Here is a 13,974-nt window from a genome sequence, read left to right as displayed (position 1 = left end):
GAGCGGGTCTCTTCATGTTATTGCACAGGCAGCGGCGCAGGCAGTCCAGCCTCAAGCTCCTGCAATCCGCAGTCCCGGACAAGATCAGGGGCGAAGCGGATGCCGGTAGCGCCGGTGGAGCGCATCAGCGCCGTGAAGGCTTGCAGAAGTGCAGGAAGCATTCCCCGGTCCAGGGCTTCCCCCGGCTCCCACCACCAGCGGATGATGTCGAGAATACCGGTCTTCTTATTCATCACCGGCTCCAGCCGGGCGATGAAGCGGTCACCGTAGAGCAGAGGAAGCACATAATAGCCGTATTCCCGTTCCAGCACCGGCTTGTAGACCTCCCAGCGGTAGTGGAAGCCGAACAACTGGCGGATCAGCTCCCGGTCCCACAGCAGGTTGTCAAGCGGAGCCAGCAGCGCGGCGAAGGGGGTAACGCCAGATGCCGACTGAGGCTGCACATCAGCAGCAGATTCCGGTAAATGGCCGTAATCCTCCTGCAGCACCGCCTCCAGCACGGGGGTATCCGCTGTACGGACATAGAGCGGGAGCTTGATTCCTTCGACCTGCACCTCCCGGAGCAGATCGTCCTGCAGCAGGCGCTGGATGGAGGCTGTCCGCTCCTTGCTCTTCAGCCCGGCGATGCCGAGCCAGCCGTCGCCGGCCCGGTTCCATTGCAGGCCGATGCTGCCGACCCGGCGCAGCACATACCAGTCATAATGCTCCTCCAGGGTCGCATTGGGATCGCTTGCGCTGAGGAGCTCAGCGGGAAGCAGCTTCGCGGTATAGTCATAATACCGCCGCGTATGCACCCGGTGATGGATGGACAGCTCCCCCCAGAAGTACATGCTCTCCATAGCCGCCCGGGAGAGCCGGGCCGGAGCCCAGGCCCAGTCGATCTTCTCCCGGCTCTCCAGGTCCAGCGAAGAGAGCGGCCCGCGCGCTTCCAGCTCCTCGCGGACATGGGCAACCATGGCTGCCATGGCCTCGTTGTGGCGGTGTCTGGCTGCCGCTTCCCGGCGCCGCTGGAAGTATGGCCAGTCCTCTGTACAGTAGATGGACATATTCTTGTCCCAGCCGTCAAGCAGCAGCCGGTCCTGGTAGAGCAGCTCATTCGCCATCGCCGGCACAAAGTCCGGGATGCGGGCCTGCAATACAAGCTCATGATTATGACCGGCAATGCTGAGCGGGTCGTACTGTATGCAGCCCACATGGCGCACATAATCATAAATGCCCTGCTTGCCTCCGGTTCCTCCGTCCGCCACCAGCCGCTGATGGCGCAGCAGGAAGAGCCGCGCCTGCCGCTTGCTGAGCTTGTAGGTTATCACCGCTATCACCTCATCCAATATTATGTATTGCCTACCATTATACAGAACAAATGTTCTGAGTTCAAGCACAAGAAACCCCCTGAGGCTTAAGCAGCTTCAGGGGGCAGAGCATCAGCGGCTTTACGGTTAGCCTGGAATTATACCTCCAGGGAAGGGCGCAGTCCGGCTGCGGCAGTATCAGCAGAGGAATTACCTGCTGCCGGTTCTGCAGCCGGTTCACCGGCGCCTGCACCAAGCTGGAGCTGGTACATACGGAAGTATCTTCCGCCTAGCGCCATCAGCTCATCATGGCTGCCGCGTTCAACAATCTGGCCGCGATGGAGGACCAGGATCTGGTCGGCGCTGCGGATCGTCGACAGACGGTGGGCAATGATGAAGGTGGTCCGGCCCTTCTTCAGCACCTCCAGTGCCTGCTGGATAACGCTCTCCGTCTCGGTATCGATGTTGGAGGTCGCCTCATCCAGAATCAGGATCGCCGGATCGAAGGCGAGTGCTCTGGCGAAGGAGATCAGCTGCCGCTGTCCGGCGGACAGGGTGCTGCCCTTCTCAATCACCGGCTCATCGAAGCCCTGCGGCAGATGGGACAGTAATTTGTCGGCCCCTACCTCGCGCAGCGCCCGTTCTACCCGTTCGCGGGAGATCCGCTCGTCACCGAGGCTGACATTGGAAGCAATCGTTCCGGTGAAGAGATAAGGGTCCTGGAGCACGATGCCCATATGGCTGCGCAGCCACTGCTTGGGCAGGCCGGTAACCTCCTGGCCGTCGATCGTAATGCTTCCTTTTTGCGGATCATAGAACCGGAACAGCAGGTTGATGATCGAGCTTTTGCCGGAGCCGGTATGACCGACCAGGGCCACCGTCTCGCCCGGACGCGCCTCGAAGGAGATGTCGCGCAGGACGAAGTCCTTTTTGTAAGCGAAGGAGACATCCTTAAATACGACATTGCCCTTATAGCGCGGCATGGAGCCGTCAGTGACCGGCTCGCCCGGCTCATCCATCAGCGTGAATACCCGGCCGGCTGAGACCATGGAGCTGTCCAGATTCGCCAGTTGGTTAACCATACCTGTAATCGGCTGGAACATCCGGCCCAGCACATCGACGAAGGCGTACAGGACACCCAGAGAAACGAAGGTGGAGCCGTTCATGCTGCCGAAGCCGAAATACCACAGCACCAGCACGAAGGAGAGGTTACGCAGCGAGTTCACCAGATTGTGCGAGGTGAAGGCGTTCAGATTCAGCATTTTGTTCTGGTATTTCAGATAATCGTCATTCAGCTGTTCAAACTCGGCACTGCTCTGCTTCTGGCGGCGGAAGATGCGGATAATGGACATCCCCTGAATGGATTCATTGATAATCGCATTAATCTCACTTAGCCGCGAGCGGATAATCGTGTTGTATTTGGTCGCGATTTTGCGGTACAGCACAATCCAGATTATAATGACCGGCACGATGAACAAGCTCACCAGCCCCAGCTTCACATCAAGCAGGAACAGGGCGACATAGACACCGGTGATGTTGATAATCCCAGTAGCGAAGTTGGACAACACCGCAATGAACAGATCCTTGACCGCTTCCGTATCGTTGGTGACCCGGGAGACGACCTTGCCCGCCGGCAGATTATCGAAGAAATGCACCGGCAGACGCTGGATATGAGCGTATACATCGGTTCTCAGCTTGCGGATAACCTGGTTGGCAGAGGACTGGAGCCAGTAGGTTTTGCCGAACTCGGCAATGATCGAGATGACCAGGAACAGGGCATACAGGCCCACCAGTTCATAGATTCCGGGAAGCTCCGGCTGGTAAAAAGCAAACAGCTCGCCCGCCGACAACTTCACCGCCGGATAGACGGCAATCTGGTCGCCGTATTTGACCTGGACGCTCCCGTCCGCGAAGCTTCGCTCGCCTTCGGCCTGCGTTACGGCCTCATTGATGAAGTAGAAGCTCCGGCCCACCTGGAGAAGGCGGACCTCCTGTCCCTTGGCTTCATCAGCGGCGAACCGGTCACCGCGCTTGTAGTAAGTGTTATTATATTCAGCAGCATCCTTGGGCGAAGCCGTCTGGAAGTAGGGCTTCTCAATCGCCAGCAGATGGTTGTCAATCATGCTCTTGGCGATGAACGGCCCGGCCAGCTCGGCCGCTACCCCGATCGTGAGGAGCAGCAGGGCTGCGATGAAGGTCTTTTTGGCGGTCAGTGCATATTGCAGCAGACGTTTGCCGGTGCTCTGTGTCAACGGTGACACCTCCTGTTGGTTGTTATTCATTCGTCAGGTTATTCTCCACCTGCTGGCGGTCGAACTGCTCGCGGTACCAGCCGTTTAGCTCCAGCAGCTCCTGGTGGGTACCCCGCTCGGTAATATGTCCGCCGTCGAGCACGACGATCAGATCCGCGTGTTCAATTGCCGAGAGGCGGTGGGTGGAGATGAGCGTGGTTTTGCCGCTGCGCTCTTCGCGGATATTCTCGATGATCTTCGCTTCCGTCCGTGCATCCACGGCGGACAGCGCATCATCCAGAATCAGGATATCAGGATCGGCAATGAAGGCTCTGGAGATCGATACCCGCTGCTTCTGCCCCCCGGAGAGGGAGACGCCGCGTTCGCCGACCATCGTATCGAGCCCGTCAGACAGGGTGCCAAGGTCATTCTGGAAGGCGGCAGCAGTAATCGCCTGCATGATCCGCTCATCGCTGGCCCCGGAGCGGCCGAACTGGATATTCTCGCGCACCGACTTGGAGAACAGAATCTGCTCCTGCGGCACATAGCCCATCCAGCTGTGCAGCTGATCCAGGGCAATCTGGGTAATCGGCACACCTGAGATCAGGATCTCGCCGGTGCCCGTAGGGTATTCATGAAGCAATTGCTTCAGCAGCGTTGATTTGCCGCTGCCGGTCCGTCCGACCACGCCCAGCGTCTGGCCCTGGGAGAGGGAGAAGCTGACACCGCTCAGATTGTCGACGGTTGAGGTTGGATACCGGAAGGTCACATCCTTCAGTTCGATCGAAGCCGGATTAGCGACCTTCACCGGATGAGGCACATCCTTGACATCCGGCTTGGCATTCAGCGTCTCGTCGATCCGCTCCAGCGAAGCGCCGCCGCGCTGCATGATATTGATCAGCTCGCCGATGGCGAACATCGGCCAGACGATCATGCCGAGATACATATTGAAGGAGACCAGGTCTCCCAGTGTGATCTGGTTGCGGAACACCAGATAGATGCCGTAGGTCAGCGCAATGATATAGCTGAGACCTACGCAGAAGCGGATGGTCGGCTCGAAGAAGGCATCGACCCGCGCTACCGCCATATTCTTGCGGTATACATCCTCAGTAATGTCAGAGAAGCGCTTCTCATCGAGACGTTCCTGCACATACGCCCGGATGACCCGGATACCGGAGACCGATTCCAGCACCTGGTCGTTCATGTCGCCGAAGGCATCCTGGGCCAGGCTGTACCGGTCATGAATAGCTTTGCCGTAGAACACCATCGCTATCGCAATCAGCGGAAGCGGGATAACGGCAGCCAGCGTCAGCTTCCAGCTGACCAGGAAGCCCATGGCGAACAGCACGACGGTGAGATAGACGGTCGAATCAACCAGGGTCAGCATCCCGAAGCCTACAGTGACCGCGACCGCACGGATATCATTCGTGGCCCGGGCCATCAGATCGCCCGTCCGGTTGCGCTCGAAGAAGGCGGGAGTCATGGTCATCAGGTGATTCATGAAGCGCGAGCGCAGCAGGCGCTCGACCAGGTTGGAGCCTCCAAACAGCTTGTGCATCCATATGTAGGTGATCCAGTAAATCGTCAGCAGAAATATCACGATCATACCGATGTACTTCATAAGGGAACCTGTGGTGATGGAGCCGCTGACGATGTCGTCAATGGCGTTGCCCAGCAGGCGCGGAGGCAGAAGCTCCAGCACGCCTACTACAATTAGCAGAATAAGGCCTATGGTGTAGCGCCTTTTTTCCCGGCGGAAGAACCAGCCGAGATCGCGGAGTACAGAGAACAAGGGAAATCCCTTCCTTTCGTGTGTGGAATAATGTTGGCCGGCTTGATTAACGGAACAGATTCAATGGTTACAGGAGCGGGTTACTCTAATACAGCACACAAAAAAGCGTACCATCCATAAACGGATGATACGCCTGTAATTGCGACGATCATGTCCACGGTGCTGTAGGCAGCACAGAGACATGGAAGAGATAAATCCGGACTGGGACTCATACGGTACGCGGAACACGCATGATTCTCAGCAATTCTCCACTGCTCGGGCTGCTTCGGTATTCAATTGAAACTTGCTGTCAGTATCCATGGGGAAATGCACCAATTCAATGTTAAACACCGAGATCACCCTTTCTTGATTTTGGTAATTAATTGAAGACGTTTCGTTATGTTCTAGAGTTTATCATCACCGTTTGAGAAATGTCAAATGTATTTTTGAACAAACGGCGAATATCGCTTATGATATACAAACCGGATGCCGTTCTGAATCAGGGGATTTGGTAAACTGATGTTTTTTGGGTATGATGGAGAGATAGGGGAGGAGGGTATAGAGATGAACATATTGATTAGTCCGCAGGCGGCAGCCTGGTTCAAGAGGGAGCTTAGCCTCGGGGACGGGGCCCATATCCGTTTATTTCCCCGGTACAGCTCCGGCGGCGGCCTGCATCCCGGCTTCTCGCTGGGCATTGCAACAGAGCAGCCTGGACGTCCCGCCGCAGCGTTCGAGCAGGACAGCCTTATTTTCTATATGGAAGAGCAGGACCTGTGGTATCTGGAGGGGTACAACCTGGCCATTGTCTATTCGGAAGCTGAGGATGATATCGAATACCGGTATGAGCCGGTTCCGGTAACCTGAGAGCAGCCAATAGAAACGCGGCAGCTCCGGTACGGACCGGGAAGCCAAGGAAGCCCTTGCCGGACGGCAAGGGCTTCTGCATGAGATCAGAGAGAATCACCGGGCGGGCCGGGGCATCAGGGTGAGCTGCGGAAGGTCTCTTCCTCCATCGCGAACTCGAAATCGTCAATGTCATACACCTGGACGGGGACGCCGCCTTCGATAATGCGCTGAATCAGCTCGAACTGGTCGGTCAGAATCGGCACCTTCTCGCGCTGGGATGCAAGCAGCAGCTCGGTCTCAATCGGATCGAAGGCTTCCCCGTAGGAGGCGTTATCCACGCTGTTGATAATTGTTAGCTGCGCCTGGCTGCCCAGCAGAATGCCGGAGCTCTTGGCCCAGGGAATATTCAGGCAGCGGTTGATCTTCTTGGCATTCAGCGGTTCCTCGAAATAGTCAATCAGCTCACGGATTCTGAGTCTGACATGCTTATCATCATCCGCCTGGCTCATCACCGGCTCATTGCTGTCCCGCAGCTCGTACAGCTCCATGATCGTGGTGTAAGGCACTATATATTCTACAGGGCTTCGCGGGTTAAGAAGCTGGCCGTAAATCGCCATCATGACGGCTTCCGTCACAAATTGTCTGGGCATCATTATCCTCCTGAATTTCGGTACTGCACTCCTTGCTAATAAAAATATCAAAACATTGCAGCGCGCAAATGTCAACTGTGCCCTGTTAAAGAACGAATTGGAAAGGACCTGAAGAGCTGTGAAGTCATGGAAATCATATTTTACTTTCGTAAGGCCCTACCTGAAGTGGATTATCCTTACCCTGATCATCGGGATGGTCAAGTTCAGCATTCCGCTGACGCTGCCGATGATTCTGAAGTACGTGGTCGATGAGCTGCTGGGCAATCCCGCATTGCCGGTCGCAGAGCGGATATCGAAGCTGATGATGGTACTGGGCGGCTCACTCGTGCTGTTCGTGCTGATCCGCGGCCCCGTGGAATATTACCGCCAATACTTCGCCCAGCTGATTACCAGCAAGGTGTTATTCGATATGCGCAACCGGCTCTACGCCCATCTGCAGCGGCTCTCCCTGCGCTATTACCAGAATACGAAGGTGGGCGAGGCCATCTCCCGGTTCATTAACGATGTGGAGCAGTCGAAGAACCTGGTGGAAGTGGGCATGATGAACGTCTGGCTGGATATGTTCACGCTGCTGTTCGCGCTGGGGTTCATGCTCTATCTCAATCCCATGCTGACGCTGGTAGCAGTTGCGGTTCTGCCGCTCTACGGCATCGCTGTGAACACGCTCTACAAACGGCTTAAGGTGCTGACCAAGGACCGGTCCCAGGCGCTTGCCGTCATTCAAGGCTATCTGCATGAGCGGATTCAGGGGATTGCGGTGATCCGCAGCTTCACGATGGAGCGTGTAGACCAGCGGCAGTTCGAGGACATCAACGGCAGATTCCTGCAAAAAGCGATGGCTCAGACCCGCTGGAACGCCTTCACCTTCGCGATTATCAATACCTTGACCGATATTGCGCCGCTGCTTGTTATCGGTTACGGGGGCTATCAGGTCATCCAGGGCCATCTGACCCTCGGGACCTTCGTAGCCTTCTTCGGCTACCTGGACCGCATGTATGCACCGCTGCGCCGTCTGATCAATTCCTCGACCGTGCTGACCCAGGCCTCCGCTTCGCTTGAACGTGTCCTGGAGCTGCTGAACGAGCCGTATGATATTGTTGATGCGCCTGGAGCGGAGCCGCTGCGGGATGCTGCCGGGGAGATTGAATTCCGTAAGGTGTGGTTCAAATACGGGGAGGAGCACGAATGGGTGCTGCGTAATATTGACCTCAGCATTGCTCCGGGACAGACGGTGGCGCTGGTCGGAATGAGCGGAGGCGGGAAGTCCTCGCTGATCAGCCTGATCCCGCGCTTCTATGACATCAGCGAAGGCAGCCTGCGTCTGGACGGCCGGGATGTGCGGGAGCTGACTCAGGAGAGCCTGCGGCAGACCGTGGGGATGGTGCTGCAGGATAACTTCCTGTTCAGCGGCTCGGTCCGCGACAACATTCTGTTCGGTAATCCCGGTGCCGGGGAAGAAGAGATCATAGCGGCAGCGAAGTCCGCGAACGCGCATGACTTCATCATGCAGCTGCCGGAGGGCTATGATACCGAGGTCGGGGAACGCGGGGTGAAGCTGTCCGGGGGACAGAAGCAGAGAGTGGCGATCGCCCGCGTCTTCCTGAAGGACCCCAAGGTGCTGATTCTGGACGAGGCGACTTCAGCGCTCGACCTGGAGTCCGAGCATCTGATCCAGCAGGCACTGCAGGCGCTCTCCAGTGAGCGGACCACATTAATTGTGGCCCACCGGCTGTCCACGATCACCCATGCGGACCAGATTATTGTAATGGAGAACGGGGAGATCACCGAGCGCGGAACCCATGAGGAGCTGATGGCGCTTGCCGGAAGCTATGCACGGCTGTTCAATGTGCAGCATCTGAATGCTTAGGAACCGAACGGCCCCTGGTCAGAACCCGTATAGGCAAAATAAAACAGGCTGCAAAGCTCACCCGGAGGTGGCTTGCAGCCTGTTTGGTCTGGCTAGTAGGAGGCATCTGCCTACATCCGGCCGATCAGCAGCGACAGAATGCCGGCGGCAATCAGCGGGCCGACCGGTACGCCCTTGAACAGGGCGACCCCCAGGACGGTTCCGATGAGCAGTCCGGCGACAATGGTCGGCTGGCTGCCCATCAGGGCGGCCCCGCGTCCGCCCAGGTAAGCGACAAGCATACCGACGCCGATGGCGGCCAGCGACTTCCAGTGCAGGAACGATTGGCCTATCGTCTGCAGGGAGATTTTGCCGCTGGCAAGCGGCGTCATGACCCCGATGGTCAGGATGATCACACCGGCGGTCAGCCCGTATTTCTCCAGCCACGGAAAAGCCTGCTGCAGCCCCAGCACCCGGATCAGCAGCAGCACCACCATCGCGATGGTGACCGGTGAATTGCTGCTGATAATTCCGAGTGCCGCCAGACCGAGCAGCAGTAATGAGGTCATATCCATAAGTGAGGGACTCTCCTTCTCTATTTCAGCTGTCTGCCTACAATATGGTCAGCAATCAGCTTGCCGTGCCCGCGTCCGCTCTCGATGAATACCTCGTTGGCATTGCGGCCCGAAGCGATAACCCCTGCCACATAGATGCCGGGAATATTGCTCTCCATCGTCGAGGGATTGAAGGCCGGCTTATCCAGCGAGTCATCCATGAGTACACCGGCGGAGGACAGCAAGGCTCTGCTGGGACGGAAGCCGGTCATGGCGAGGACGAAGTCATTGTCAAGCTCGCGGGTCTCCCCGCTGCCGGCAGTAACGGTCACAGAGGCCGGGGTGATCCCGGTCACGCGGGATTCCAGATGCAGGGTGATGCTGCCCTTCTGCACCATACTCTCGAAGACCGGACGCACCCAGGGCTTGATATTGTCCGAGATGCTGCTGCCCCGGTAGACCATATCCACCTTCGCGCCAACCCTGATCAGCTCTAGAGCAGCATCCACCGCTGAATTGCTGCCGCCTATGACGGTGACCTTCATTCCGGTATAAGGATGGGCCTCGCCAAAATAATGGGTCACCTTGGGCAGCTCCTCGCCGGGAATGCCGATCAGATTCGGCTGGTCGAAGTAGCCGGTCGAGATGACCACATTCCTGGCGCTGCGGGTCTGCTCCTCGCCGCGCTTATTGACCGTATGTATCAGGAAGGTTCCATCCTCCTGAGGCTCTACGGACAACGCCTCTTCATATGAAGCGATATCCAGCTGATGCTGCGCGGCGGCCCGGCGGTAATAGACAAGCGCTTCATGACGGTATGGCTTATCGTTCGGGGAGGTAAAGGGCACATCCCCGATCTCAAGCAGCGGGGCGGTGCTGAAAAACTGCATATTCGTCGGATACAGATAAATGGAGTGCACAATGAAGTTCTTCTCGATAATCAGGCTGGACAGCCCCTGGCGCTGGCATTCAATGGCGGCCGACAGCCCGCAGGGGCCGGCGCCGATAATAATAACGTCTTTCATCACTATGTCCTCCCAGGTTAGTAGTCTATTCAGTAAATGGTACATTATATTTTATTTTTTTGCCATTGCCCGGCGGATACCGGCAAATGACGGTTGCAGAATGCCTGATATGGGTATATAATTAGATATATATCTAACATTAATGTTTTGGATTATTTACTGGAGTGTGGTCCGTTTGCAATTAGACAAAATCGTCGCCTATCACAAGGCCTTGTCCGATCCGACCCGGATGAAGATGCTGCTCCTCTTGTCCAGAGGCGAGCTGCACGGCCATGCACTGGCCGAGAAGCTGAATCTGTCCCAGCCCACGGTGACCCATCATGCTGCCAAGCTGCGCGAGGCCGCACTGATTTCAGAGCGCCGGGACAAGAACATTGTATATTTCAAGCTGAATCCCGAGTTTATTCAGGCAGGCTCAGAGGCCTCACTGAAATTTATTTTTGCCAAGGGGGTGGAAGAGATGGAAGAGCAGTCGCCTGAACACAGTCTGAAGGAATCCGTGCTCCGCAATTTTTTTGCCAAAGACGGCCGCCTGCGGCAGATTCCCTCACAATACAAGAAGAAGCTGATTGCCCTGCAATACATGGTGGAGAAGCTGGAGCCCGGGGTTGTCTATTCCGAGAAAGAAATCAACGAATTCATCAAGCCGTTTCACGAGGACTACGCTACGATCCGCCGTGAGTTCATCATGCATCAGTTCATGTACCGCGAGAACGACCGCTATGAGCTGAACCCGCCAGAGTTGTGGACTCACTGGGAAAATGTCAAATAATGATCTAATTAATGGGGATTTTTTGTGACAAGTATGAAACTGCTGATTAATTGTTAGAATAACGAATAAAATGTAATTGTAAGCGTTATCTGACAGATCCTTAGGAAAGGAGTTTTTCAGTATGCTATTCAAACGTGCCAAAAAAAATAAATCACCCGTAGCCCCTGTCGTTACATTGCCGCAGATCAAGCAGGCTGTGAGGCAATTTGAAGAAGATATGCCCGCTCCAATTAACCGCACAGTTCTGATTCAGGAAGATAAAAGCATTGATCTGAGCCGGCTCAAGCGGTATCTGGGCGGCGTTCCGGAGCAGAAGTTCTATATGTCGAGCGAGACATTTGAGATTTTTGAAGAGGCTGACAAGCTGGTTCCGTATTATCTGGATATGGTCCAGTCGGCGGTAGATCATTATATCAGTGACACCGGCAAGCTGCCGCTGCTTGAGGATGCCTGGCTGCCGGAGGTGCATTACCGCCTGCTGGCCACGGAGCGTTATCTGAAGGAGACCCCGCCGTTTCCGCTCTATATTACCGACGAGGAAATGATGCTGACGCATCGCCCGGAGCATTTTGAATCCTAATGTGCGCTGAGCTTATTCTGAATATACAGGCTATTCTGTACAAGGAGGCGGTTATGTCTCTGAAGCGGAATAGCCTTTTCTTCGTTCCCCCGGACGTAGTACAATGAATCTCTGATGCTAGACTGGCAGAGTTGATTACATAGGGGGATGTAAGCATGAGAGAGGTACAAGGCTTGCTGTTTGATCTGGACAACACACTGATGGACCGGGACCAGACCTTCCGCAGCTTCAGCAGGGCGTTTGTCGGGGAGTTCTTAAGCCATCTGAGTGAGGAGCAGGCCGCACAGGTAGTGGAGGATATGATCGTCCGGGATGCGGACGGTTATCGCGATAAGGACGGTTTCTTCGCCGAGCTGAGCGGGGTGCTTCCCTGGGAGAAGGCGTTGTCAGCGGCAGAGATCCGCGAGTATTACGATGAGACATATATCCGTCACGGGGCGATCATGAAGCATGCGGTGGAGACACTGGAGTACTGTAAGCAACGCGGGTATCCGCTCGGGCTGGTCACTAACGGCAGCAGGGACATCCAATATGGCAAAATCGACCTGCTCGGGCTGCGCGGCTACTTCCGCACCATAGTGATCTCCGGCGAAGTGGGCATCTGGAAGCCGGCCCCCGGCATCTACCAGTTAGCCCTGGAACGCCTCGGGACGCCTGCAGACAAGACCTTGTTCATCGGCGACCATCCGGTGAATGATATCGAGGGGGCGGCCCGGGCTGGTATGAGAACCATCTGGCTGAAGCGCAACCATGCCTGGGATGCTTCGCTTAAGGCTGAGCCGGTTGCAGCCATTGATGAGCTGGATGAGCTGCAGCGGATGATTTAATGAATTTGAGGCGGGCTGTTGACAAACAGCCGCAGCTATGATTATTATTACAGCATATTCTACTCGGAAGGAGACGATGTAATATGACAGTTCATACAAGCTTTGTTGTGGTGGTTGCAACTGTTGTGGATACGTGTCTTCCGGGAACGGGTGCTGTGGAGTAAGCTTGTCCAGCACCGCAGGTAAGCTCTGATTAGCGATCTAGAGCCGCCGGGAACCGTATCGGTTCCGGCGGCTTTTTTGGTGTGTGCAGAATAGCACCGCACCAGGCAGGCTACAGGCTGCGTTCTCCGGTTGGAGCGCGTGCCTGGGCTTGCTGAGACTGCCGCCGGAACCATTGGTTTCCGGCGTTTTTGTGTGGAGTTAGAGCGATAACTGCCCGGGGAGATACAGTAGGAGTCATGAAAATTAGACGGATAATAACGATTCAGGAGGAATTGGATGATTATTGAACAATATGGCTGGAACGAAGAATGGAAGAGTAAATGGACAGAGAAGCTGAAGCAGCTGGATGCCGGCCGGGAGCTGGTGCCCGGCAGAATCTCAGGTGATTTCGGCAGCAAATACCGGGTGATCAGCGGAAGCGGAGAGATGTGGAGTGAGCTGTCAGGCAAGCTGCGCCACTCGCTGACCGGGTCCGGCGAATATCCGGCGGTAGGGGACTGGGTGGTCCTGGCTGTGCAGGACGGCGGAGCCCATGGCGTGATTCATGCCGTGCTGCCCCGCCGCAGCGTCATCTCGCGCAAGGTGCCGGGTCCGAACCAGGAGGAGCAGCTCGTAGCGTCCAATGTGGACACTCTGTTTCTGGTCAGCGCACTGAATGACGATTTCAATGTGCGGCGGATGGAGCGGTATCTCATCATGGCCTGGAACAGCGGGGCGAACCCGGTAATCCTGCTGACCAAGGCAGATCTCTGCACAGATGCCGATGTGAAAATCGCCGAGATGGAGCGGACCGCGCCCGGAGTTCCTGTCCATGCGGTCAGCGCTGTGCAAGGAGAAGGCCGGGAAGCGCTGCTGCCTTATCTCGGCAGCGGCCAGACGGTAGCCCTGACCGGCTCGTCCGGGTGCGGCAAATCGACGATGGTCAACTGGCTCAGCGGCCGGGAGCTGCAATTGACCCAGGAGGTCCGGGAAGGGGACAGCCGCGGACGTCATACGACGACACACCGTGAGCTGTTCGCCCTCCCGGACGGCGGCATCATCATCGATACGCCGGGGATGCGCGAGCTGCAGCTGTGGGAGGATGACGGCGGGCTGGAGCTCGCATTCGGAGAGATCAGCACGCTTGCCGCAGACTGCCGCTTCAGCGATTGCAGCCATACCCGTGAGGAGGGCTGTGCCGTGCTGGCCGCCTTGGCCAGCGGAGAGCTGGAGGAGAAGCGGCTGCTGAGCTACCGCAAGACGCAGAAGGAGCTGCAATACCAGAACAGCAAGGAAGCGAAGCAGAAGCGCAAGACGATGGCCGCAGCAACCAAGGCTAAGCCGCCCCGGGCTAAGGGGAGCAGCTGGCAGCGGGTGCTGGAGGAGTATTGAGCGGAGAGGAAATATCCGCATCATTCTGACTATAAAGTTAAGGC

Annotated in this window: 12 protein-coding genes; 6 read left to right on the top strand and 6 right to left on the bottom strand. The window is 56.5% G+C overall.

The features are described 5' to 3' along the window. Positions 1-17: 17 nt before the first annotated feature. From MHI24_RS02425 to MHI24_RS02415, 3 genes are all read right to left on the bottom strand, one after another. The gene (locus tag MHI24_RS02425) at positions 18-1,310 is read right to left on the bottom strand and encodes a crosslink repair DNA glycosylase YcaQ family protein (protein WP_340023974.1); all 1,293 of its coding nucleotides are present in this window, start codon (positions 1,308-1,310) and stop codon (positions 18-20) included. A 137-nt stretch (positions 1,311-1,447) separates the two neighbouring features. After that, positions 1,448-3,541: an ABC transporter ATP-binding protein gene (locus MHI24_RS02420; protein WP_340023973.1), complete on the bottom strand. Its 2,094-nt coding sequence runs from the start codon at positions 3,539-3,541 to the stop codon at positions 1,448-1,450. 22 nt (positions 3,542-3,563) lie between these two features. Beyond that, complete coding sequence (locus tag MHI24_RS02415; RefSeq protein WP_340023972.1) at positions 3,564-5,312, bottom strand: ABC transporter transmembrane domain-containing protein; 1,749 nt, start codon at positions 5,310-5,312, stop codon at positions 3,564-3,566. A 543-nt stretch (positions 5,313-5,855) separates the two neighbouring features. On the opposite strand from MHI24_RS02415, the gene MHI24_RS02410 reads away from it, so the two are divergent. Further along, positions 5,856-6,158 carry a HesB/YadR/YfhF family protein gene (locus MHI24_RS02410; protein WP_340023971.1) on the top strand — a complete coding sequence of 101 codons (303 nt, stop codon included), beginning with the start codon at positions 5,856-5,858 and terminating at the stop codon, positions 6,156-6,158. A gap of 116 nt (positions 6,159-6,274) precedes the next feature. On the opposite strand, the gene MHI24_RS02405 is transcribed toward MHI24_RS02410, so the two are convergent. After that, positions 6,275-6,790, bottom strand: coding sequence for an ADP-heptose synthase (locus tag MHI24_RS02405; protein WP_340023970.1), 516 nt, complete (start codon positions 6,788-6,790; stop codon positions 6,275-6,277). Positions 6,791-6,908: 118 nt separating this feature from the next. Between MHI24_RS02405 and MHI24_RS02400 the strand changes: the two genes are divergently transcribed. After that, entirely contained in the window at positions 6,909-8,657 is a 1,749-nt protein-coding gene (locus MHI24_RS02400) for an ABC transporter ATP-binding protein (protein WP_340023969.1), read from the top strand. A gap of 110 nt (positions 8,658-8,767) precedes the next feature. Here the strand turns inward: MHI24_RS02400 and MHI24_RS02395 are convergent, their stop codons facing one another. Both MHI24_RS02395 and MHI24_RS02390 read right to left on the bottom strand, forming a co-directional pair. Next, positions 8,768-9,211 carry a DUF441 domain-containing protein gene (locus tag MHI24_RS02395; protein ID WP_340023968.1) on the bottom strand — a complete coding sequence of 148 codons (444 nt, stop codon included), beginning with the start codon at positions 9,209-9,211 and terminating at the stop codon, positions 8,768-8,770. 20 nt (positions 9,212-9,231) lie between these two features. Beyond that, positions 9,232-10,215 carry a YpdA family putative bacillithiol disulfide reductase gene (locus tag MHI24_RS02390; RefSeq protein WP_340023967.1) on the bottom strand — a complete coding sequence of 328 codons (984 nt, stop codon included), beginning with the start codon at positions 10,213-10,215 and terminating at the stop codon, positions 9,232-9,234. A 175-nt stretch (positions 10,216-10,390) separates the two neighbouring features. On the opposite strand from MHI24_RS02390, the gene MHI24_RS02385 reads away from it, so the two are divergent. From MHI24_RS02385 to rsgA, 4 genes are all read left to right on the top strand, one after another. After that, positions 10,391-10,987 carry a metalloregulator ArsR/SmtB family transcription factor gene (locus MHI24_RS02385; RefSeq protein ID WP_340023966.1) on the top strand — a complete coding sequence of 199 codons (597 nt, stop codon included), beginning with the start codon at positions 10,391-10,393 and terminating at the stop codon, positions 10,985-10,987. Positions 10,988-11,108: 121 nt separating this feature from the next. Next, positions 11,109-11,567, top strand: coding sequence for a DUF3939 domain-containing protein (locus MHI24_RS02380; RefSeq protein WP_340023965.1), 459 nt, complete (start codon positions 11,109-11,111; stop codon positions 11,565-11,567). A 155-nt stretch (positions 11,568-11,722) separates the two neighbouring features. Beyond that, positions 11,723-12,394: an HAD family hydrolase gene (locus MHI24_RS02375; protein WP_340023964.1), complete on the top strand. Its 672-nt coding sequence runs from the start codon at positions 11,723-11,725 to the stop codon at positions 12,392-12,394. Positions 12,395-12,835: 441 nt separating this feature from the next. Beyond that, the gene (gene rsgA / locus MHI24_RS02370; protein WP_340023963.1) at positions 12,836-13,930 is read left to right on the top strand and encodes a ribosome small subunit-dependent GTPase A; all 1,095 of its coding nucleotides are present in this window, start codon (positions 12,836-12,838) and stop codon (positions 13,928-13,930) included. Positions 13,931-13,974: the final 44 nt, after the last annotated feature.

It is taken from the genome of Paenibacillus sp. FSL K6-1096 (genome assembly GCF_037977055.1).
In the GTDB taxonomy this organism is placed as follows: Bacteria; Bacillota; Bacilli; order Paenibacillales; family Paenibacillaceae; genus Paenibacillus_AQ.
Note: the sequence above shows the minus strand (reverse complement) of the source record. Positions and strands in the feature narration are given on the sequence as shown.